Source organism: Mycobacterium sp. DL440, assembly GCF_011745145.1.
In the GTDB taxonomy this organism is placed as follows: Bacteria; Actinomycetota; Actinomycetes; order Mycobacteriales; family Mycobacteriaceae; genus Mycobacterium.
In genome coordinates this window covers 4,270,413-4,290,505 of record NZ_CP050191.1, presented here as the reverse complement: position 1 = coordinate 4,290,505, position 20,093 = coordinate 4,270,413, and the positions used below count along the sequence as shown (strand labels likewise).

20 protein-coding genes and 1 pseudogene are annotated in these 20,093 nt (G+C 66.7%); 11 read left to right on the top strand and 10 right to left on the bottom strand.

Going from position 1 to position 20,093, the window contains the following annotated elements; all coding sequences use genetic code 11:
* Positions 1 to 17 precede the first annotated feature (17 nt).
* The 4 genes from HBE63_RS20930 to HBE63_RS20915 all read left to right on the top strand — a co-directional run bounded on the left by HBE63_RS20930 (position 18) and on the right by HBE63_RS20915 (position 5,623).
* Positions 18 to 452: a nitroreductase family deazaflavin-dependent oxidoreductase gene (locus HBE63_RS20930; protein ID WP_166910029.1), complete on the top strand. Its 435-nt coding sequence runs from the start codon at positions 18 to 20 to the stop codon at positions 450 to 452.
* 4 nt (positions 453 to 456) lie between these two features.
* Complete coding sequence (locus tag HBE63_RS20925; protein WP_166906461.1) at positions 457 to 2,070, top strand: DHA2 family efflux MFS transporter permease subunit; 1,614 nt, start codon at positions 457 to 459, stop codon at positions 2,068 to 2,070.
* Positions 2,071 to 2,240: 170 nt separating this feature from the next.
* On the top strand, positions 2,241 to 3,452 hold the full coding sequence (locus tag HBE63_RS20920) for an acetyl-CoA C-acetyltransferase (RefSeq protein WP_166906460.1): 1,212 nt from the start codon (positions 2,241 to 2,243) through the stop codon (positions 3,450 to 3,452).
* 20 nt (positions 3,453 to 3,472) lie between these two features.
* Complete coding sequence (locus tag HBE63_RS20915) at positions 3,473 to 5,623, top strand: 3-hydroxyacyl-CoA dehydrogenase NAD-binding domain-containing protein (protein WP_166906459.1); 2,151 nt, start codon at positions 3,473 to 3,475, stop codon at positions 5,621 to 5,623.
* Between the two features lie 117 nt (positions 5,624 to 5,740).
* On the opposite strand, the gene HBE63_RS20910 is transcribed toward HBE63_RS20915, so the two are convergent.
* Genes HBE63_RS20910 through HBE63_RS20900 form a run of 3 tightly spaced genes read right to left on the bottom strand, consistent with a single transcriptional unit; the run spans position 5,741 to position 7,866 of the window.
* Complete coding sequence (locus tag HBE63_RS20910; protein WP_166906458.1) at positions 5,741 to 6,196, bottom strand: TIGR03618 family F420-dependent PPOX class oxidoreductase; 456 nt, start codon at positions 6,194 to 6,196, stop codon at positions 5,741 to 5,743.
* Between the two features lie 9 nt (positions 6,197 to 6,205).
* On the bottom strand, positions 6,206 to 6,628 hold the full coding sequence (locus HBE63_RS20905) for a PPOX class F420-dependent oxidoreductase (protein ID WP_166906457.1): 423 nt from the start codon (positions 6,626 to 6,628) through the stop codon (positions 6,206 to 6,208).
* 29 nt (positions 6,629 to 6,657) lie between these two features.
* Positions 6,658 to 7,866: an FAD-dependent monooxygenase gene (locus tag HBE63_RS20900; protein WP_166906456.1), complete on the bottom strand. Its 1,209-nt coding sequence runs from the start codon at positions 7,864 to 7,866 to the stop codon at positions 6,658 to 6,660.
* A gap of 76 nt (positions 7,867 to 7,942) precedes the next feature.
* Here HBE63_RS20900 and HBE63_RS20895 point away from each other — a divergent pair, with 76 nt between their 5' ends.
* From HBE63_RS20895 to HBE63_RS20885, 3 genes are all read left to right on the top strand, one after another.
* Positions 7,943 to 8,488, top strand: a complete 546-nt coding sequence (locus HBE63_RS20895; RefSeq protein WP_166906455.1) for a TetR/AcrR family transcriptional regulator — start codon at positions 7,943 to 7,945, stop codon at positions 8,486 to 8,488.
* A gap of 98 nt (positions 8,489 to 8,586) precedes the next feature.
* Positions 8,587 to 9,363, top strand: a complete 777-nt coding sequence (locus HBE63_RS20890) for a hypothetical protein (RefSeq protein WP_166906454.1) — start codon at positions 8,587 to 8,589, stop codon at positions 9,361 to 9,363.
* The gene (locus tag HBE63_RS20885; RefSeq protein WP_166906453.1) at positions 9,360 to 9,536 is read left to right on the top strand and encodes a prolyl oligopeptidase family serine peptidase; all 177 of its coding nucleotides are present in this window, start codon (positions 9,360 to 9,362) and stop codon (positions 9,534 to 9,536) included. The genes HBE63_RS20890 and HBE63_RS20885 overlap by 4 nt, the downstream gene beginning before the upstream one ends.
* Positions 9,537 to 9,552: 16 nt before the next feature.
* Here HBE63_RS20885 and HBE63_RS20880 read toward each other — a convergent pair whose 3' ends face one another.
* Positions 9,553 to 10,149, bottom strand: a complete 597-nt coding sequence (locus HBE63_RS20880; protein WP_166906452.1) for a bifunctional 2-polyprenyl-6-hydroxyphenol methylase/3-demethylubiquinol 3-O-methyltransferase UbiG — start codon at positions 10,147 to 10,149, stop codon at positions 9,553 to 9,555.
* A 4-nt stretch (positions 10,150 to 10,153) separates the two neighbouring features.
* A complete protein-coding gene (locus tag HBE63_RS20875; protein ID WP_166906451.1) occupies positions 10,154 to 10,579 on the bottom strand; it encodes a pyridoxamine 5'-phosphate oxidase family protein in 426 nt (141 codons plus the stop codon).
* A 150-nt stretch (positions 10,580 to 10,729) separates the two neighbouring features.
* On the opposite strand from HBE63_RS20875, the gene HBE63_RS20870 reads away from it, so the two are divergent.
* Together HBE63_RS20870 and HBE63_RS31530 are read left to right on the top strand one after the other, a co-directional pair.
* Positions 10,730 to 11,719 (top strand): LLM class F420-dependent oxidoreductase, encoded by a 990-nt coding sequence (locus tag HBE63_RS20870; protein WP_166906450.1) that lies wholly within the window; start codon positions 10,730 to 10,732, stop codon positions 11,717 to 11,719.
* A 220-nt stretch (positions 11,720 to 11,939) separates the two neighbouring features.
* Positions 11,940 to 12,326, top strand: coding sequence for a hypothetical protein (locus tag HBE63_RS31530; protein WP_243858819.1), 387 nt, complete (start codon positions 11,940 to 11,942; stop codon positions 12,324 to 12,326).
* A gap of 118 nt (positions 12,327 to 12,444) precedes the next feature.
* Here the strand turns inward: HBE63_RS31530 and HBE63_RS31525 are convergent.
* Positions 12,445 to 12,555 (bottom strand): annotated as a pseudogene (locus tag HBE63_RS31525) (3-oxoacyl-ACP reductase); the annotation flags it as partial.
* Positions 12,556 to 12,702: 147 nt separating this feature from the next.
* Here HBE63_RS31525 and HBE63_RS20860 point away from each other — a divergent pair.
* Positions 12,703 to 13,047, top strand: coding sequence for a cupin domain-containing protein (locus tag HBE63_RS20860; protein WP_166906448.1), 345 nt, complete (start codon positions 12,703 to 12,705; stop codon positions 13,045 to 13,047).
* A 72-nt stretch (positions 13,048 to 13,119) separates the two neighbouring features.
* Here the strand turns inward: HBE63_RS20860 and HBE63_RS20855 are convergent, their stop codons facing one another.
* On the bottom strand, positions 13,120 to 13,698 hold the full coding sequence (locus tag HBE63_RS20855) for a type IV toxin-antitoxin system AbiEi family antitoxin domain-containing protein (protein ID WP_243858198.1): 579 nt from the start codon (positions 13,696 to 13,698) through the stop codon (positions 13,120 to 13,122).
* A 35-nt stretch (positions 13,699 to 13,733) separates the two neighbouring features.
* Positions 13,734 to 15,383 carry a DNA repair helicase XPB gene (locus HBE63_RS20850; RefSeq protein ID WP_166906447.1) on the bottom strand — a complete coding sequence of 550 codons (1,650 nt, stop codon included), beginning with the start codon at positions 15,381 to 15,383 and terminating at the stop codon, positions 13,734 to 13,736.
* Between the two features lie 148 nt (positions 15,384 to 15,531).
* Between HBE63_RS20850 and HBE63_RS20845 the strand changes: the two genes are divergently transcribed.
* Positions 15,532 to 16,320 carry an alpha/beta fold hydrolase gene (locus tag HBE63_RS20845; protein WP_166906446.1) on the top strand — a complete coding sequence of 263 codons (789 nt, stop codon included), beginning with the start codon at positions 15,532 to 15,534 and terminating at the stop codon, positions 16,318 to 16,320.
* On the opposite strand, the gene HBE63_RS20840 is transcribed toward HBE63_RS20845, so the two are convergent.
* Together HBE63_RS20840 and HBE63_RS20835 are read right to left on the bottom strand one after the other, a co-directional pair.
* Positions 16,317 to 17,741 carry an alpha/beta hydrolase family protein gene (locus HBE63_RS20840; protein ID WP_166906445.1) on the bottom strand — a complete coding sequence of 475 codons (1,425 nt, stop codon included), beginning with the start codon at positions 17,739 to 17,741 and terminating at the stop codon, positions 16,317 to 16,319. The two genes, HBE63_RS20845 and HBE63_RS20840, sit on opposite strands and share 4 nt — an antisense overlap.
* A gap of 71 nt (positions 17,742 to 17,812) precedes the next feature.
* The gene (locus tag HBE63_RS20835; protein WP_166906444.1) at positions 17,813 to 20,071 is read right to left on the bottom strand and encodes a helicase-associated domain-containing protein; all 2,259 of its coding nucleotides are present in this window, start codon (positions 20,069 to 20,071) and stop codon (positions 17,813 to 17,815) included.
* Positions 20,072 to 20,093: the final 22 nt, after the last annotated feature.

Genomic DNA, 20,093 nt, shown 5'->3' with positions numbered 1-20,093 from the left:
ACTACGACGGGGATTACATGGCTGACCAGCTCCCCGACGCCCAAACGATCAAGGCGTTCAACAAGTCCGTCATCGACGAGTTCCGCGCCAACGATGGCAAGGTGGGCGGTCCGTTCGAAGGCGCCGACCTGATCTTGCTCACGACAAAAGGCGCCAGGACGGGTCAGCCACGGACGGTTGTGCTGACCCCGGTGCGGATCGACGGGAAGCTCCTCATTGTCGGTTCCCTGGCCGGTGCTGACATCGACCCGGCCTGGGTGCACAACCTGCGGGCCAACCCGCAAGCGCGCATCGAGGTAGGCACGGATTCCCGCGACGTCGTCGCGCGGGAACTGCCGGACGCCGAACGCGAGGCAACCTTCCCGACAGTCGCCGCCATGGAGCCCACGTACGCCGAATACCAGGCGAAGACCACCCGGGCGATTCCGCTGTTTGAGCTGCAGCGGGTCTAGTCCATTGAATATTTCCACGTCCACGCGGCGCTGGCTCGGTTTGATCGCGATCGCGTTGGGAGTGGCGTTGATCGTGGTCGACACCACCATCGTCAACGTCATCGTCCCGTCGATCATCGCGGACCTGAACGTCAGTTCTGTTCAGGCCCAATGGATTCAGGAGTCATACGCAATCATCTTGGCGGCGCTGCTGCTCCTGGTCGGTCGCATCGCCGACATCGTCGGTGCCCGCCGCATCTTCCTCACCGGCGTTGTGGTTTTCGGTGCGTCGAGTCTGCTGGCCGGTCTGGCGTCCACCGGCGAGCTGCTGATCGTCGCGCGCTTCGTCCAGGGTGCGGGCGCGGCGATGATCCTGCCGACCTCGTTGTCCCTGTTGAACGCCTCCTTCACCGGAAAGGCCCGCGGCCAGGCGTTTGCCGTATGGGGTTCCACGATCGGGGCCGCGGCAGCCTTGGGTCCGCTGCTGGGCGGCTGGTTGTCGGAGCACGTTTCGTGGCGGTGGGCCTTCGGCATCAACATTCCCCTGGCCTGTCTCATCTTCGTGGCGTCCCTGGTATTCCTGGATCGCTCACCCAAGGTTGCCGGCCGGGTGGACGTGTTCGGGGCATTGTTGTCGATCGTCGGTCTGGGCTTTCTCGCGTTCGGTCTGATCGAGGGCCGCAGGTACGGATGGCTGACGGTGCAGGAGCCGTTGACGGTGTTCGGTTTCACCTGGGCCGGCGGCCCGTCGCCCGTCGCGGTGACACTTGTTCTCGCAGTCGCGGCCTTGGTGGGTTTCGCAGTGCGCCAGACGGTTCTGGCTCGCGGCTCGGATCCGGGTCGCGCGTTGATGGATGTCCGGTTGTTCTCGATCGGATCATTTCGCAACGGCAACATCGCCACGCTGATCATCGGTGTCGGCGAGTTCGGCATCGTGGCGGTGCTCCCGCTGTGGATGCAGTTCACCCTGGGTTACAGCGCCGTGCAGGCCGGACTGGCCCTGGTGCCGATCGCCATCGGCAGCTTCGTCGCCAGCGGCGCGAGCTTCGGGTTGGCCGCGAAGGCCTCGCCCCTCGATCTGGTGCGGCTGGGACTGTTGCTTGAGGCAGTCGGGCTGGCCGGCCTGGCTTACGTTGCTGCGGTCGACGCCCCGTGGTGGCATCTCGCGGGGATGCTGTTCTGCTACGGCATCGGTGTCGGTTTCGCGACCGCGCAGGTCACCAATGTCGTGCTGGGTGACATTCCGGAGCGGAGCTCAGGACAGGCCTCGGGTATCCAGAGCGCATTCCGTCAGCTCGGGTCGGCGCTGGGCATCGCGGTCCTGACCACAACCTTCTTCAGTGCGCTCAGCTCGCGGTTGAACGCCACGCTCGCTGAGGCGGGAGTGCCTCCGCAGCAGGTCGACGGCTTCGCGCACGCCGTCACCAACAGTGCCGGCGCTGCGATCAGGGGCCTCGGCGCCCAGCCTCAGACGCAGTGGGTGGCGGATGCCGCACGCGACGCGATGACCCACAGTGTCTCCATGGTCGGGTACATCGCGGCAGGCGTCATCGTGCTCGGGCTGATCGCCACGGCGTTCATCCGCGGCGAAACCGTCGCCCCGGACGTTACGCACGCAGCCGCGCCGGAACCGGTCTGACGGCTTCCAGTGGCCACACTCGCGTTGCGGCGGAAGCGAGATGCTGAGCACAGGCCCAACCAACGGGTTGGGCGAGGCTGATACGCTGCCGTTCAGAGGACTGCCCACATTCGCTGGGCGGTTCCACAACCCGACCTGAACCTGGACGCCGATACGGCAGGGGAGCAGACATGTCCGAAGAAGCCTTCATCTACGAGGCGATCCGCACGCCCCGTGGCAAGCAGCGCGGCGGCGCACTCAACGAGATCAAGCCGGTCAACCTGGTTGTCGGCCTGATCCAGGAGATCCGCAGCCGGTACCCCGACCTGGACGAGACGCTGATCAGCGACGTCATCTTGGGCGTGGTGTCCCCGGTCGGCGATCAGGGTGGCGACATCGCCCGTACCGCCGGCCTGGTGGCCAAGCTGCCGGAAACCACCGGTGGTTTCCAGCTCAACCGCTTCTGCGCCTCGGGCCTCGAGGCCGTCAACCTGGCTGCCCAGAAGGTCCGCTCCGGCTGGGACGACCTGGTCCTGGCCGGTGGTGTCGAGTCGATGAGCCGCGTTCCGATGGGTTCCGACGGCGGCGCCTGGGCTTCTGACCCGGAGACCAACTACCGCATCGGCTTCGTGCCGCAGGGCATCGGTGCCGACCTGATCGCCACCATCGAGGGCTTCTCCCGCGAGGACGTCGACGCCTACGCGGCCCGGTCGCAGGAGCGTGCTGCGGCGGCCTGGTCCGGCGGTTACTTCGCGAAGTCCGTCGTCCCGGTCCGCGACCAGAACGGCCTCGTCGTCCTCGACAACGATGAGCACATGCGTCCCGGCTCTACCGTGGAGAGCCTGGGCAAGCTCAAGACCGCGTTCGACGGTGTCGGCGCGATGGGCGGCTTCGACGACGTGGCGCTGCAGAAGTACCACTACGTCGAGAAGATCAACCACGTCCACACCGGTGGCAACAGCTCGGGCATCGTCGACGGTGCCGGCCTGCTGCTGATCGGTTCAGAAAAGGTGGGGAGTGCACAAAATCTCACCCCGCGGGCGCGCATCGTGGCCACCGCCACCAGCGGTGCCGACCCGGTCATCATGCTCACCGGCCCGACCCCGGCCACCAAAAAGGTGCTCGACCGGGCCGGCCTGACCGTCGATGACATCGATCTGTTCGAGCTCAACGAGGCCTTCGCCTCCGTCGTCCTGAAGTTCCAGAAGGACCTCAACATCCCGGACGAGAAGCTCAACGTCAACGGTGGCGCCATCGCGATGGGCCACCCGCTGGGCGCCACCGGCGCCATGATCACCGGAACCATGGTCGACGAGCTCGAGCGTCGTGGCGCTCGGCGTGCCCTGATCACGCTGTGTATCGGCGGCGGCATGGGCGTGGCCACCATCATCGAGCGCGTCTAAAGAGCGGAAGCCTGAGAAAAATGACAGTTGAGAACACCATTCAGTGGGACAAGGATGCCGACGGCATCGTCACCCTGACGCTGGACGACCCGACCGGTTCGGCCAACGTGATGAACGAGCACTACAAGGAATCCATGCATGCTGCGGTGGAACGCCTTGTGGCCGAGCAGGATTCGATCACCGGTGTGGTCATCACCAGTGCGAAGAAGACCTTCTTCGCCGGCGGTGACCTCAAGGGCATGATGAACGTCGGACCCGACGACGCCGCCGCGTCGTTCGCCGAGGTCGAGTTCATCAAGGCCGACCTGCGCAAGCTGGAGACCCTGCCCAAGCCCGTCGTCGCCGCCATCAACGGAGCGGCGCTCGGCGGTGGCCTGGAGATCGCGCTGGCGACCAACCACCGCATCGCCGCGGACGTCAAGGGCAGCCAGATCGGTCTGCCCGAGGTCACCCTGGGCCTGCTGCCCGGCGGTGGCGGCGTGGCCCGTACCGTGCGCATGTTCGGTATCCAGAAGGCCTTCATGGAGATCCTGAGCCAGGGCACGCGCTTCAGCCCGGCCAAGGCCAAGGACACCGGTCTCGTTGACGAACTCGTCGGCTCGGTTGAGGAACTTGTTCCCGCCGCCAAGGCCTGGATCAAGGCCAACCCCGAGGCCCACGCCCAGCCGTGGGACGTCAAGGGCTACAAGATCCCCGGCGGCACCCCGTCCAGTCCGGCGCTCGCCGCGATCCTGCCGTCCTTCCCGGCTCTGCTCAAGAAGCAGCTCAAGGGCGCCCCGATGCCGGCACCGCGGGCCATCCTGGATGCCGCGGTCGAGGGTGCGCAGGTCGACTTCGACACCGCCACCCGCATCGAGAGCCGCTACTTCGTCTCGCTGGTCACCGGCCAGACCGCCAAGAACATGATTCAGGCGTTCTTCCTGGACTTGCAGGCCATCAACGGCGGCGCGTCGCGGCCCGAGGGCATCGCCAAGCAGGAGATCAAGAAGATCGGTGTGCTGGGCGCGGGCATGATGGGCGCCGGTATCGCCTACGTGTCGGCCAAGGCCGGCTACGACGTCGTCCTCAAGGATGTCACGCAGGAAGCCGCTGACAAGGGCAAGGCGTACTCGGAGGGCATCGAGGCCAAGGCACTCAAGCGGGGCAAGACCACCGAAGAGAAGTCGGCGGCGCTGCTCGCCAAGATCACCCCGACTGCCGATCCGCAGGATCTCAAGGGCGTCGACTTCGTGATCGAGGCCGTGTTCGAGAACCAGGAACTCAAGCACAAGGTGTTCCAGGAGATCGAGGACATCGTCGAGCCCAACGCACTGCTCGGCTCGAACACCTCCACGCTGCCGATCACCGGTCTGGCGACCGGTGTGAAGCGCCAAGAGGACTTCATCGGCATCCACTTCTTCTCCCCGGTCGACAAGATGCCGCTGGTGGAGATCATCAAGGGCGAGAAGACCTCTGACGAGGCGCTGGCCCGGGTGTTCGACTACACCCTGGCGATCCGCAAGACCCCGATCGTGGTCAACGACAGCCGCGGCTTCTTCACCTCCCGCGTGATCGGCACCTTCGTCAACGAGGCGCTGGCCATGCTGGGCGAGGGCGTAGAGCCCGCGTCGATCGAGCAGGCGGGTTCGCAGGCCGGTTACCCGGCGGCGCCGCTGCAGCTGTCGGATGAGCTGAACCTGGAGCTCATGCACAAGATCGCGGTTGCCACCAAGGAAGGCATCGAAGCCGCCGGCGGCACCTACGAGAAGCAGATGAACGAGGTCGTCGTCGAGAAGATGATCGAGCTCGGCCGCCCGTCGCGCCTGAAGGGTGCGGGCTTCTACGAGTACGTCGACGGCAAGCGGACGCAGCTGTGGCCGGGGCTGAAGGAGACCTTCAACTCGGGTTCGGTCGAGCTGCCGCTGCAGGACATGATCGACCGCATGCTGTTCGCCGAGGCACTGGAGACCCAGAAGTGCATCGACGAGGGTGTTTTGACGTCTACCGCTGACGCGAACATCGGCTCGATCATGGGTATCGGCTTCCCGCCGTACACCGGTGGTTCGGCCCAGTTCATCGTCGGCTACGAGGGTGCCGGTGGAGTTGGCCAGGCGGCCTTCGTCGCCCGCGCCAAGGAACTGGCCGCCAAGTACGGCGACCGCTTCCTGCCCCCGGCCTCGCTGGAGTCGTAAGCACGAAATGTCAAAGGCCCCCGGCGCAAGTCGGGGGCTTTTGCGTGCGCGGGCACCGAGATTGCGCTCAGGGCTGTTGATTTCGCGACTTCACGACCCCTGTGTGCCAACTCGATCTCAGCCGGGGTTCGAGTAAACCCGCGCGGGGGTGATCAGCACCGCGGCGCGACGCTCCTCGCGCATGACGCGGTCGTAGGTGTCCCAGTCGTCGTGGGTGCCGCCGGCAGCCTCGAACACCGCGCGCAAGAGCAGACGCAAACCCTCTGCATCGGTGCCGGGATCAGGATCGTCGGGCCCGATGATCTCCGCGGTTCCCTCGACCGTCACCCACTGCCAGCCGGCGCGGGCGACGACAGTGGCCCGAGGATCGGCGCGTAGGTGCTGGAGCTTTCGCGCCCCGCCGATCGCCACGAGGGCGACGACCGGTTCACCGGTGCGTGGGTGCGCCATCACGCCGGCGTTCACCACCGACGACTGGATGCTCCCGTCGCGACGTAGGGTGCTCAGCACGCAGAGCCCGTGATCGCGGGACAACATGTCGGCGAACTGGGAAACATCGGGAACGACCCCCATCACGCCACCTCAATCCGCCAGGTTGAACGCGGCATTGACTTTCGTCGGTTTCACTCGCACCACGAGTTCGCCCGGGACGCCGTTGCGCCGGCCGAATTCCTCGGCGCGGTCGGCACCCATATAGCGGCCGCCGGCGCGGGTGGCAATGGCCAGCGCCTCGTCGGGATCCTCACTGATGGACGCTGTGCCCTGAACTTGGACGAATGAAAACGGCGGATTGTCGTCGTGGATGCACAGCACCACCCGCGGGTCGCGGGCCAGGGCCCGGCCTTTGCCGGTGGTCTTACCGGTGTTGAAGACGAGTTCTCCGTCGTCCACCACAAACCACACCGGCGCGGCCAACGGTCGGCCGTCCGTTGCCACCCAGCTCAGCACCGCGGTGCGGGTGCCTTCGGACAGGAACGCGATCACATCGTCGGAAAGTTCGCCCATGCGGCCACGCTACGCCCGCATGCACGTGCTCATCTGGTCAACGAGGACGGCCAGGCAGGCAGCGGCATCGTGTCGTACAGCCGCACACCCTTGGCGTTGAGCCGAGCGAGTGACTGGGTCACGCCCAGCGGCAGGAGCGAGATCACCTGCCCGGCACCCACCAGTGCGCGAATGCCCCAACCACTCATGGGCACCACCGTTTTCGCGTTGACGGCCGCCAACTTTCGGCTGCCTTGGACGGGTGCCAACATGGTGCGTTCATACGCGGCGAACGCCGCGGCGTAATCGTCACCCGCGCGGACCATCTCGGCAGCCAGGACATAGGCGCCATACACCGCGAGGCTGGTGCTGCCGCCGACGGCGGGTCCGGGGCAGTAGCCCGCATCCCCGACGAGGGTCACCCGGTCGCGCGACCACGTCGTCATCTCCAGCTGCGTGATGGCATCGAAGTAGAACGTCGGCGTCCACGGCACCTCGTCGAGCCAGCGGTCCACTTCGGAACTCATGTGCTCGAACGCGGCGCGTAGTTGCGCCTTTTGGCGGTCCGCATCGCGGTAGTCGTAATCCAGCGGTTGGCTCGGGCGGAAGATGAACACCGCGCGGGCGTCGTCGAGATGGTCGGCGGTGTAGATGCCGGCCATGTGGCCCGGTTTGAAGTAGCCGGTCATCTCACCGTCACGGGCCAGGGCCTTCGGCACTGAGACCACCGAGAGGTATCCGCCGAGGAAGTTCTCGGAAACGTTGTCGCCGAACGTCAGACGGCGCACCCCGGAGTGCAGCCCGTCGGCTCCCACCACCACGTCGAAGCGTCGGGGTGCGTTGCGCTCGAACCTCACGTCCCCGTCGGGCGAGATCGAGGTGATGGTGTCCCCGAACAGGTACTCGACGTCGTCTCGGCCTGCCTGGTAGTAGATCTCGCTGAGGTCATCCCGCATGATCTCGACGTGCCGGTCGGACATGGCGCCGATGATCTTGAGGTAGTCGAGGCGCGCGGGGCGCGACGTGCCGGGTCGATGGATGAGCATCTCGGTGGTGCCGGTGGCATGCGCCTCGATGTCGGACAGCACGCCCATGCGCTCGGAGATCTCCATGGCGGGCCGGAACAGGTCGACGGCGTGGCCACCGGTTTTGCGGAGCGCGGGCGAGCGTTCCACCACGGTGACGTCGAACTCGTGCCGAGACAGCCAGTAGGCGAGTACCGGCCCGGCGATGCTGGCGCCGGAGATGAGTACCTTCATGTTGCCCCCTTACTTAACGGTCGGTAAGTACTTCGTTCGTCAGCTTACCTATCGTTAAGTAAGTTAGGGTGGTTACGTGGCCAAGCCTGCATTGGATACCCGGCAACGCATCCAGGATGTGGCGCGCGAACTGTTCGCCGAGAAGGGCGTGGTCCGCACCAGTCTGCAGGACATCGCCGACCGCCTCGGCATCACCAAACCCGCGTTGTACTACCACTTCCGGTCACGCGAGGAGCTGGTCCGCAGCATTCTGCAACCCCTCATCGAGGAGGGCGAGGCCTTCATCGCGGAGCAGGAACGCAAACGCGGCACAGCCCGGGCCTCAGCCCGGGAACTTCTGGAGGGCTACTTCGACTTTCATTACCGGCACCGCGCCGATCTCATCCTGATCGTTTCCGAGCTGACCACGTTGGTCGATCTGGGGTTGATCGACCAACTGCTGGCCTGGCGCGCCAGACTCGGCGTGCTGGTGTTCGGCCGCGCGCCGACCCTCGAACAATCCACCCGCGCCGTTATCGCCTTCGGCGGCCTGCAGGACTGCTGCCTGCAATTCCCCGACGTTCCCGGCGAGCAGTTGCGCACCGCCACAGTCGACGGAGCGATGGCCGCCTTGGGGATGTGAATCAGCCCCGAGCCCGCCTCCGGGTATAGCGCTGCGAATGGGTTCCCGCCGGCAGCGCGGGTCGGCATGATGGACGGCACACCGAACGAGGGGGCGGAATGTCAGGTGAGCTGGGAGACGTGAAACTCATCCCGCTGGAAGCCCTGCTGGGCAATCCGGAGCGGGCGGCGGTACAGATATCGCCCGATGGCACCCGGTTGTCGTTCGTCGCCCCCGTCGACGGTGTGCTCAACGTGTTCGTCGGTGACGCCGGTGCGGGCAACGAGAGCGCGGTCACCCACGACACCGACCGTGGAATACAGGGCTATTTCTGGGCGCACGACAACCGTCATGTCATGTACGTGCGGGACAAGGACGGCAGCGAGAACTTTCGGCTGTTCGATGTCGATCTGGAGACCGGGGTCGAGCGTGACCTGACGCCGATAGACGACGTGCAGTGTCGAATCATCGCCCACTACAAGCGATTTCCGAACGAGGTGCTGCTCGGAATCAACAAGGACAATCCGCAGTTGCACGATGTGTATCACCTCGATCTGACGACGGGGGAACTGCGCAAGATCGTGGAGAACCCCGGCTATCTCGGCTGGGTGGTCGACTACGCCCTGGCGGTGCGGGGCGCGGCCACCCCCACCGCCGACGGTGGGATGGTGATCCTGGTGCGTGATGACGAGACCTCCGAGTGGCGGACGCTGCTGGAGGTCGGACCCGAAGACGCCGAAACCACGGGCCCCGTCGGCTTCACACAAGACGGCACGGCAATGTATCTGCTGTCCTCGGTCGGCTCCAATACGGCTCGGCTGGTCCGGATGGACCTCAAGTCCGGTGAGACAGAGGTGATCGCTGAAGATCCGGTCTCGAGAACGATCCACGGGTGAAGCGGGCGGAGTCCGAGCAGATCGTGGCAGCCATGGCAGAACACGGCCTCGACCACGAGTATGCGATGTACGAGAACGAGGGACACGGCTTCGTCAAGCCCGCCAATCGGCTCGACTTCTACCATCGGGCCGATCGGTTCCTCGCCAGACATCTCGGCGGCCGGGCCGAATGACGGTGGGCGCGAAATCCTATGCGGTGCGCTGGAACAGATAGAACCGTGCCGCGTTCGCCCCGTTCTGGTCCATCGCGGGCTCATCCCCGCTGGACAGCAGCGTCCAGCCGTCTTTGAAGCGTCGTTGTACCTCTTCGAACCCGATGCCGGGCACACCCATCGACGAACCGGGGATGAACGCCACGATCAGCAGTTGTGCGCCGGGGGCGGCCACTGCGCTGACTTCCCGGACATAGCCGTCACGGTCGTCGGCGTTCATGCCATGCAGGCAGCCACTGTCGATGATGAGATCGAAGCCGGCCCCGATGCCCGACAAACTCAGTTGTGTCACATCGGCTTTGGCGAAGATTGCGGGCAGCCCGGCGGCCTTGGCACGCGCTTTCTTCAGCGGTTTGGCCACGTAGTCCACACCGGTGACCCGCCAGCCGTGTCTGGCCAGGTACACCGCGTTGTCCCCGGTACCGCAACCCACGTCGAGCGCGGTCCCCGGGGGCAGCGACGAGTTGCGGGCGCCCTCGACAAGCTCTGTCAGGCTGTGCGCCAACGGGTGGCCGTCCCAGGGGGTGAACCCCAGGCGGTAGAGCCACCGGAACAAACGTTGGCGCGAACTCATGGAGCTAGAGCGCCCCCAGATCGGAGGACAGCCAATGTTCGGGCTTGAGGAACACGGCCACGCTGTCGCCCTGCTCGCGGCGGGCGAACTCCAGATACGGCTCCACCTTCTCGGGGGCCAGGTAGCGCTTGGTCATCTCGACGAGTTGTTCATCTGTGCCCGGCTCGATGCGATCCACCGCGCCGTCGACGGCCACGTAGCGCACCGTCGGCTCCAGCCGTTCGACCATCAACGACAGATGCCCGGCTGCCTCGATCAACCGGTGCTTGCGTGACCCCGTCCCGGTCAGCAGCCACGGCTGGCCACCGGGGGTGTACTGGTACCAGATCGGGACGGTCAGCGGTCCACGTTTGTCGCCGGCGTAAACCGACAGTGCGGCGATGTGCGGTTCGGCCAGAAATTGTTCGCGTTCTTCCTTGGAAAGGGGCATGGTGACAGCCTAGACCCGGTTTGAAAAAACTTGCCGGGCAACGGTTTCAGCTCATAGCTGACGTCGAGTGGCCAGTTCTTTGCACTGTCCAAGGGCCAATTGCGTGTGACATCTGGCCACTGGGCGCCTGGAGTCGTAAAGTCGGGGTCCATGCGCTTTGGACTCTTCATCCCGCAGGGCTGGCGCCTTGACCTCGTCGACATTCCCACCGAAAACCACTGGTCGGTGATGCGTGACCTGGCGTCCTATGCCGACGCAGGTGCCTGGGACTCGCTGTGGGTTTACGACCACTTCCACACCGTTCCGGTGCCGACCGACGAGGCCACCCATGAGGCCTGGTCGCTGATGGCCGCCTACGCGGCGACGACGTCGCGCATCAAACTCGGCCAGATGTGCACCGCGATGAGCTACCGCAACCCTGCCTATCTGGCGAAGATCGCCGCCACCACCGACATCATCTCGGGGGGCCGCGTACAGATGGGTATCGGTGGGGGCTGGTACGAGCACGAGTGGCGTGCCTACGGCTACGGATTCCCATCGGCCGGCGTGCGGCTGGGCCGACTCGACGAGGGCGTGCAGATCATGCGCGACGCCTGGCGCGACGGGCGGGTCAGCTTCGACGGCAAGCACTATCAGGTCGACGGCGCCATCGTGGCCCCGAAGCCACTGCAGCACAATGGTATTCCGATGTGGATCGCCGGCGGCGGGGAGAAGGTCACGCTGCGCATCGCGGCCAAGTATGCGCAGTACACCAACTTCACCTCCGAGCCCGAGGGATTCGCGCACAAGTCGGACGTTCTCGCCGGGCACTGCCGTGACGTCGGCACCGACTACGACGCGATCGTGCGGTCGGCCAACTTCAACGCCGTCATCGGTGAATCCGAGGCCGACGTCGCCGAGCGCGTCGGACGGTTGCGGGCCCGGCAGGCGCCGGTGGCCGGGGCGGCCGCCGTCGACGCCATGCTGGCCAACGTCACCGCACCCGAATCGGCAAGCGGCACACCCGAACAGGTCATCGAAAAGCTCAAGCGGTTGCGCGACCTGGGGTGCGAGTACGCCATTCTGTACTTTCCCGAGGCCGCGTACGACCGGTCCGGTATCGAGTTGTTCGAGCGCGAGGTCATCCCGGCACTGGGCTGACCTGAAGAACGCGATCTGCCGGCACACCGTTGGCGGCGCTGCCACTCGCCCGGTGGGGTTCCGTCGATGACCCGGCCCGGCATTGCGCCCCTGGGCATTGATGGCCCCGCATAGAAAAAGCCGTCAAACGTACATCTCGTGTCTGGCAGGTGACCGTAAGAGGTTATGTCGGGTGAAACGTGCGGTGGATTGGCACCGCGATGTGCTCCATGATCCCCACGTGACGCTGATATCACGGGAATTCGGGATCGGAAACGTCTCTGCCCCGACAGTCGGGGCCGATGTGGCCACGGTGTTCAACCCCCTGCCGCGCACGGCTTCTCGCGCGGCCGCCCCGGTTGACTGTTCCAGGCCCGTGCACAGCGCTGACATCGCCCAATCGCGGCTGTTCGAGGACATTCTGATCGGCGAAATCGCCGAGCTGCGGAATCTTCTTGCCGCCACCGAACTCCGGTGGCGGCGGCTTCGGGAACGCAGCCGAGTGGCCGACGCACCGATGCCCGAAGCGCTGGTCCGGCTGCACAGCCGCATCGCCGAGGCCGAACGATTGCTCGTCCAACTGCGGGCCCGGTTCGGTTACGAGGGAGATTCACCCCGGGTGATTTAATCTTCGGACCCTCTTGGGCATCGTGGTGATGCCCAAGAGGCCCGTCGATATCGCTCATGCGCCCGACCGGGTGCAGCGCCGGCACGAATGCGTGGGTCTCCGGCGTATGCATCGGGGTGCGGATGGTGCCCAACGCGACGACGTTGGCCCGGATGCCACTCGATGCGTACTCGATGGTCAGGGCCTTGGTAGCGGCGTTCAGCCCTCCCTTGGTCAAGGCGGCGAGCACCGGGGATGGCGGCGCGGGTCAGTTCGAAGAACCCGCGCTGGTTGACTCCGGCGACGGCGTCGTAGTCGTCATCGGTGAAGCGCACTCCGGCGTAGCGTTGCCGATATCGACCACGGTTCGCAGACTGGAGGTGGCACGATTCTGGGTATGGAGAAGATCTCGCTCACCGCGATTGCACGTCAGCAGTTGGCCGCAGCCCGCACAGCCAGTAGTGGACGCAGTGCCCACACGGTCTACGGCGGCCATGAGCACCAGCTGCGCCAGACCCTGATCGCACTGACCGAGGGCAACGGGTTGGACGAGCACGAGAGCCCGGGCGAGGCGACACTGCAGGTGATCGAGGGCAGGGTGAAACTGGCCAACGCCGAAGCCAGCTGGGAAGGGTCGCCGGGCGATCACATCGTCATCCCGCGCAGCCGGCACAGCCTTCAGGCCCTCGCTGATTCGGTGGTGCTGCTCACCGTCGTCAAGGCCATGGGGCCGCACACCTAGCGCCCAGCCGCTTAGTGCTGAAGATTGCGGTCACCAGGTGGCCGCAATCTTCAGCGTAAGCAGTTGTCCACGTCAGGCCGCGAGATCGAGGCGGCCGAATTCGCATGCCGGACCGCAGGCGTCGCCGCTCACTGTGATCCCGTGCCGGCGCATCACCTGGGTGATCTTCGCGGCGGTCCGGCACGGTCGGTCGAAACGCAGCCGTGGCGGCCCGACGTGCCAGAGCACCCGCTCCTGCAGGTGTGCGACATGGTGGATGCGCACCCCGTATGGTTCGGCCAGCACGCCCCGGTCGCGGGAGACTGCGACATGGATCACCGCACCCTCGTCGGTCAACGCCGATTCCAGGCACAACGCCGCCGGAGCCGCGTAAAGCACTGCGGCCCAGGCTCGTTGCCACCAGGTCAACGGTCCGGTGTGATTCACATAGATGCCGTCGTGGACCGGCGCCCATTCGTTGCGTCTGAGCAACCGACGAATGTCGTGGGAGCGCATGCCCGCATCGAGGGCTTGTCGACGCGCAATGACCCCCGACTGCTGGCGAAGCCCTTGGTCGACATCCACACCGTCATGGTCGTACACCCGGAACCGCGCTCGCCAGACCTGTTCGCGTACCTGTGGATAACTCGCTGTGCTGAAGATTGTGGTCACCGGATGACCACAAACTTCAGCGTTGACGGACCTGGCTAGATCGCCGGGCCCAGCAGGTCGTCGGCGTCCTTGATGACGTAGCCGTAGCCCTGCTCGGCCAGGAAGCGCTGGCGGTGGGCGGCGTACTCCGCGTCCAACGAATCGCGCGAGACCACCGAGTAGAACACTGCACCGCCGCCGCTGGCCTTGGGCCGCAGCAACCGGCCCAACCGCTGCGCCTCTTCCTGGCGGGACCCGAAAGTGCCTGAAACCTGAACGGCCACAGAGGCCTCCGGTAGGTCGATGGAGAAGTTCGCCACCTTGCTGACCACCAGCGTGGAGATCTCGCCGCGGCGGAACGCGTCGAAGAGAGCCTCGCGCTCGGAGTTCTTCGTCGACCCCTGGATCACCGGGGCATCCAGTTCCTCGCCGAGTTCTTCCAGCTGGTCCAGGTAGGCGCCGATCACCAGGGTCGGTTCGCCGGGATGGCGTTCCAGGATCGAGCGGACCACCGCGATCTTGGTGTGCACCGTCGAGCACAGCTTGTAGCGTTCCTCGGGCTCGGCGGTGGCGTAGAGCATGCGCTCGTTGTCGGTCATCGTCACCCGCACCTCGATGCACTCGGCGGGGGCGATCCAACCCTGGGCCTCGATGTCCTTCCACGGCGCGTCGTAGCGCTTCGGCCCGATCAGTGAGAACACGTCACCTTCGCGGCCGTCTTCGCGGATCAGCGTCGCCGTCAGGCCCAGCCGCCGCCGGGACTGCAGATCGGCGGTCATCCGGAACACCGGTGCCGGCAGCAGGTGCACCTCGTCGTAGATGATCAGGCCCCAGTCCCGGGTGTCGAAGATCTCCAGGTGCTTGTACTCGCCTTTGGTCCGTCGCGTGATCACCTGGTACGTCGCGATGGTGACGGGCCGGATCTCTTTCTTCTCGCCCGAGTACTCACCGATCTCGTCCTCGGTCAGTGAGGTGCGGGCCACCAGTTCGCGTTTCCACTGCCGCCCGGCCACGGTGTTGGTGACCAGGATCAGCGTTGTCGCGCCGGCCTTGGCCATCGCAGCCGCACCGACCAGGGTCTTGCCCGCACCGCATGGCAGCACCACCACACCGGAGCCGCCCGCCCAGAACGAATCGGTGGCCATCTGCTGGTAGTCGCGCAGCTCCCAGCCGTCCTGGGCCAGCTCGATCGGATGGGCCTCACCGTCGACGTAGCCGGCCAGGTCCTCGGCCGGCCAGCCGATCTTGAGCAGCATCTGCTTGATGTGGCCACGCTCGCTGGCGTGCACGATCACGGTGTCGTCGTCGATGCGCGCGCCCAGCATCGGGGAGATCTTCTTGTGCCGCAGCACCTCCGTGAGCACTGCGCGATCCAGGCTCACCAGGACCAGGCCGTGCACGGGACTTTTCACCAACTGCAGACGGCCGTACCGGCCCATGGTGTCGACGATGTCGACCAGCAGCGGCTGCGGTACCGGGTAGCGCGAGAAGCTGACCAGCGCATCGACCACCTGCTCGGCGTCGTGGCCGGCCGCGCGGGCGTTCCACAACGCCAACGGGGTGATGCGGTAGGTGTGGACGTGCTCGGGGGCACGCTCCAGCTCGGCGAACGGCGCGATCGCGGCGCGGGCCGCCCCGGCCTGCTCATGGTCGACCTCGAGCAGCACCGTCTTGTCGGACTGCACGATCAGGGGGCCGTCAGTCATGCACGGGATCCGTTCCACTCATCGCTGGGAAAACTCATCCCGACCATTATCCAGGGCGTCGGGGAAGTGGCGCGTTCCGCAGCCGCACAAACCGTCTGCCACGTATAACAGAACCTGCACGCAGCGGGTCCAGTCTCCGGGAGTCACCATGCCGATCAGTGCTGAAGGTCTGTACTACGAGGATCAAGGGTCCGGCGATGACGTGCTGTTGTGGATCCACGGGTTCGGTTCCTCGACGCGCGGCTTCAACGGAGTTGCCGAGAAGTTCGACGATCACCGGTCGATCTTGGTCGACCTCCCCGGGTTCGGCCGGTCGGCCGCGGCCGGCAACGGGTGCCGATTTCCCGATCTCGCCGCCGCAGCGCACGGCCTGATGCAGGAGTTGGGCATCGACCGGTACTCGGTGATCGGAATGTCCATGGGCGGCGGTGTTGGTCTGCGGATGGCGCTCGATCATCCGGAGGTTGTGCAGACGGTGATCGGCGTTGTGCCGTTCCCGGCTCAGGGCATGAACGGTGACGCCTCGGATGCGGTGGCATCGATGATGGCAGCACTGCACGGCAATGCCGAGGCGTTGCGTGCCGCATACACCGGGATGAGCAAACTGGCCCTGACAGGGGCACTCGATGACCTTGTCGAGGACTCGTGCAACGCCAACCGCGACACCTGGGTCGACATGATGGCCGGCGGGGGCGCGAAGTTCAGCCAGTTCGACGAGCTCGAGTCGCTGTCAGTGCCGTTCTGCTCGATCATCGGCGCCGACGACATCGTGCTGTCGGTGACCGATCAACTCGCCACCGCTGCGCGTGTTCCGCATGGCCGCGCGGTGGTGCTCAGCGGTCTCGGCCACCTGATGGCGGCGGAGGATCCGCAGCGCGTATTCGACGAGGTTCGCGCGAGCATGGCGCTGATACGCGAACGTGCATTGAACGATTAGCGCGGGGCAGCCATCGGCGCGGGTGGCGGCGCGCCGCCGGATGGCAGCGGTACCTGGGGCACCCCGGGGGTTCCGACCGCACCGGCCAGCCACGGCAGCGTGGTGGTGAGGACCTCTTCGGCGAACGGCCAGTCATGCTTGCCCGGCAGCGCCGTGATCGCACAGGTGATGCCGTGGCTGCGGCCCAGGTCGCACAGGGTGTGCGCGGCCTCGGTCTGATCACCTGGATTGCCCCCGGCGTCCTGCCCGCCGAGGCCGACCGCATCGGGATTGGCCGGATGTGCCCCGCGTTTGACCGGGGCATCCGAGGAGATCACGAACCAACCGGACACTCCCTGGTAGGTGCCGTGCCTGTCGATCACCGTGGTCGGGTCGAAGGTGGCCCATGCGGCGGCGTCCCCGCCGTACAAGCGGGCGATGGTCTGCTCCTTGGTCCCCGCATTCGGGCCGGTGTCCCCGGCGATGTCGACGAAGGAACTGAACAGCTCGGGATACATCACGGTCAGATCCACCGCGCAGGTTCCGCCCATCGACCAGCCGACCACACCCCAGCCGGCGTCCCGTACGCCGAAGGTGCTGGTCAGATAGGGAGGAACGTCCTTGGTGAGGTGGTCGGCGACGTTCCCGCGTGGACCGTTGACGCATTCGGTGTCGTTGTTGAAGGAGCCGCCGACATCGACGAAGACGAACACCGGGGTGTTGCCGCCGTGTTCGGCGGCGAAGGCGTCGATGGTGGCGATGGCGTTGCCGCTGCGCGCCCAATCGGCCGGGGTGTTGAATTCCCCGGCGATCATCATGACCACGGGAAGCTCGGGTGCCGATGGGGCAAACCAGGCCGGCGGCAGGTACACCAACTCGTCGCGGTGTGTGAAGCCGGACTCGTCGGCCGGGATCGTGACGGACACCAGCTCGCCGTGGGACGGGATCTCACCTCGCCGGCGCTGGTCGAGGGCGGTGGCCAGATCGGTCTCACCCGGCAGGGGGCCGGCCGTCACCTGGTTCCACAGGGCGGTGACCGTGGGAAAGTAGCCAACCCAGAGATTGACCGCGATGCCCACGCTGAGCAGGCACAACGGGACCGCGGCCGCCGAAGCGGTCCGGCGCCGCCAGCGGCTGCCGCGCCAGCCCAGTGCCAGCACGGCCACCGCCAATCCGGTCAGCCCAATCCAGATCCACAACGCCGCCGGTGCCGGATCGCCGGCGAGCCCCTGTGAGTGGACGAACCAGCGGGCCCACGCCGTCAGGCCAAGGCCGACGGCGATCGCGCACGGCAGCCAGATCAGGCGCCAGCGCCGGGTGCGCCAGCCGATCGCCGCGATCAGCGCCACGGCCGCGATCGCCTGCAACGTCGGCGGCAGCCATCCGTGCAGCAGCGACACTCCGCGGTACGCGGGCGGTACCTGATCCGCAGCGATCAACATCGTTGTCACATCACCATTTTCGTCAACGGCTCTGTGAGCGGGCTGTGTTTCCCTATGAGCAGGGTGGGGGCCTAATCAGTATCGGCCGACACCACCGATGTGACGCGGTGGATGGCGAACTCGCGGACCCGCCCGGCGGCCGGATCGAATGCGGTCAACTGACCGCCCCGCACGTTGACGGGGGAGACCACCCGCTGGGTGGCCACCCCGGCAGGGTCGACGTATCCGATCACCACGGAGGTCTGGTTGATCGCGGCGTTCTGCAATTGGGTGATGGCCATCGCCGGGTCCAGGCGCACGTTGGCGAACGGTCCGGACGCCACCTTGCGCAGCACCGCGACGATCGCGCCCAGGGTCTGGGCGGTCGGAGGGGTGGGCGGACGGTAGACGCGGCGCCGGGTCGGTGCGACGACGCGCGCACCGCGGGCCCTGATATCGACGACGGTGCCGGTGGAGTCCTCGGCGGCGGGCGCGAACCCGGCCTCGCGCAGCACCGCGAGCACATCGGCGATCGGCGCCTGCGACACCGCCACGGTCGGGGCCAGCAACCGCAACTCGAGGCGGTCGGCCCCCGGTGAGGCGACGGCCTGGGCCAGCAGCGCCGGATCTTCGCACCGCAGGAACGACGTGGCCATCCCGACCCGCAGCTGGCCGTGGCGGCGTGCGACGTCGTCGATGAGATATGTCAACCCTTGCGGGACCGGGGTTTTCGAGTTCTTCTCGAAAAGGGCATGTAACTCGCTGGCGGTGCGCCCGGCATCGAGTGCGCGCCGGATGGACGCTTCGCTGATGCGGTAGACCATCGCCGCGCCCGCCGATTCGACGGTGGCCACCTCGGCCAGGTGCTCGGCCAGATCCCGCTCCAGCGGGCCGGGCACGATCACTGTGAGGTCGGCCTGCAGCAGGAAGTGGTCGAGCGGTTTGGGCAGCGCCTTGGCCATCGCGGCCAGCACGTCCTCGTCGGGGTCGCCGGCCAGCAGGCCACGGGCCGGCATGCTGATCGCACCACGGCCCACCATGCCCAGCGAGTGAGCCTCGGCGAGCAACCCGCTGACGGTGGCCGGTTGCAGCCGCACCGCCCAGCGTGGCCGTCGCCAGACCATCGCCCGGGATGCCTCGGCGCCGTCGACTCCGGTGCCTGGAGCCAGCTCGGCCAGCACGCTCAGCAGCAGTCTGCGGTCCAGGGGAGCTGCCGTTGAATACAGCGAATCCGACAGTGCGGCAAAGGGTTTGTTGTCCGGGCCGCGGCTGCCGATCAAGGCCGGCCGGGCCGGCAGGTCCAGCCAGGTGGCGGCCAGCAGGTGCCAGCGGGTGGCCGTGGGGGATTCGATGAACCGGTCGGCGGCCACCGTCGGCGCCCAGTAGGGTCCGGTCCCGTCACCGGGGTCCGGTTCGGGCATCCCGGCCGCGATCAGCCCCGCGCCGGCGGCCAGTTCCAGCAGCAGTCCCAACCGTGGTTCGTCGATGCCGGTGGTCTTGGCCAACCGTTTTACGTCGCGCACCCCGAGCCCGCCGTTGCGCAACTCGGGAACCGGTGTGCTGCCGAGGGTTTCGACGATCAAGTCGATCTCGCGCAGTAGGTCGATGGCCGCGCCGGCGGCCACGGCGTCCACGTCGGCAGGCTTCGTCGTCGACGTCTGAAGTGTCGGTGCGGTCAACTCCACCGGGCCCGGCGCCTCGCCGCGCATCACCTGGCCGACCACACGGGGCAGGATGACCGTGTCGGCGTCGATCCGGCGCAGCAGCCCGGCCTCCACCAGTCGCGGCACCGGCCGGTCCGGCGGGGTGTCGGGTGCCGCGTCGCGGGTACGGCCCATGGGTGAGCCCTCCAGCAACCGGGCCAGCAGATCGCTCTGGGCGTCGTCGAGCGCGCCGAGCAGGCCGGCGATCTCTTCGGCACTGTGCTGGGACACCTCGACGGCGGCCTGGCCGACGAACCAGGGCAGGCCGGAGGCCACCTCGGGCGCCACCCGGACGGTGGCCTCGCCCCACACCAGGGCCCGCTCGCGCAGATCTTCGAGCGCGGCGGTCACGTCGTCGGCGCCGACGCGCGCGCCCAACAGTTCGCTCACCTCGGAAGCCGCGACGGCCTGGGTGTCGGCGTGCAGGACCAGCAGCGCATCCAGCACGGCCAGCCGCAGGAAGTCCAGGGAATCGGTGGCAGCCTTGATCGACTGCCGTGAGTTGGCGCGCGCGGCAAGCGCGGCGATCGTTCCCGGTGGCGGCTGGCTCAGGTCGGGCCGCAGTTCCAGCAGGCGGATCAGGGCCAAGGCGTCGAGGTCGGACAGCCAGGCGCCCAGCGGGAATCCGGGAGTCTGTGCGGCGGTCATATCCTGACCAGCGTAAAGCAGC

Bases quoted from the DNA above. Each gene is read 5' to 3' on its own strand.
- HBE63_RS20930 (WP_166910029.1), top strand. From the start codon at position 18: ATGGCTGACCAGCTCCCCGACGCCCAAACGATCAAGGCGTTCAACAAG.
- HBE63_RS20920 (WP_166906460.1), top strand. From the start codon at position 2,241: ATGTCCGAAGAAGCCTTCATCTACGAGGCGATCCGCACGCCCCGTGGC.
- HBE63_RS20915 (WP_166906459.1), top strand. From the start codon at position 3,473: ATGACAGTTGAGAACACCATTCAGTGGGACAAGGATGCCGACGGCATC.
- HBE63_RS20910 (WP_166906458.1), bottom strand. From the start codon at position 6,196: ATGGGGGTCGTTCCCGATGTTTCCCAGTTCGCCGACATGTTGTCCCGC.
- HBE63_RS20905 (WP_166906457.1), bottom strand. From the start codon at position 6,628: ATGGGCGAACTTTCCGACGATGTGATCGCGTTCCTGTCCGAAGGCACC.
- HBE63_RS20900 (WP_166906456.1), bottom strand. From the start codon at position 7,866: ATGAAGGTACTCATCTCCGGCGCCAGCATCGCCGGGCCGGTACTCGCC.
- HBE63_RS20890 (WP_166906454.1), top strand. From the start codon at position 8,587: ATGTCAGGTGAGCTGGGAGACGTGAAACTCATCCCGCTGGAAGCCCTG.
- HBE63_RS20880 (WP_166906452.1), bottom strand. From the start codon at position 10,149: ATGAGTTCGCGCCAACGTTTGTTCCGGTGGCTCTACCGCCTGGGGTTC.
- HBE63_RS20875 (WP_166906451.1), bottom strand. From the start codon at position 10,579: ATGCCCCTTTCCAAGGAAGAACGCGAACAATTTCTGGCCGAACCGCAC.
- HBE63_RS20870 (WP_166906450.1), top strand. From the start codon at position 10,730: ATGCGCTTTGGACTCTTCATCCCGCAGGGCTGGCGCCTTGACCTCGTC.
- HBE63_RS20860 (WP_166906448.1), top strand. From the start codon at position 12,703: ATGGAGAAGATCTCGCTCACCGCGATTGCACGTCAGCAGTTGGCCGCA.
- HBE63_RS20850 (WP_166906447.1), bottom strand. From the start codon at position 15,383: ATGACTGACGGCCCCCTGATCGTGCAGTCCGACAAGACGGTGCTGCTC.
- HBE63_RS20845 (WP_166906446.1), top strand. From the start codon at position 15,532: ATGCCGATCAGTGCTGAAGGTCTGTACTACGAGGATCAAGGGTCCGGC.
- HBE63_RS20840 (WP_166906445.1), bottom strand. From the start codon at position 17,741: ATGTTGATCGCTGCGGATCAGGTACCGCCCGCGTACCGCGGAGTGTCG.
- HBE63_RS20835 (WP_166906444.1), bottom strand. From the start codon at position 20,071: ATGACCGCCGCACAGACTCCCGGATTCCCGCTGGGCGCCTGGCTGTCC.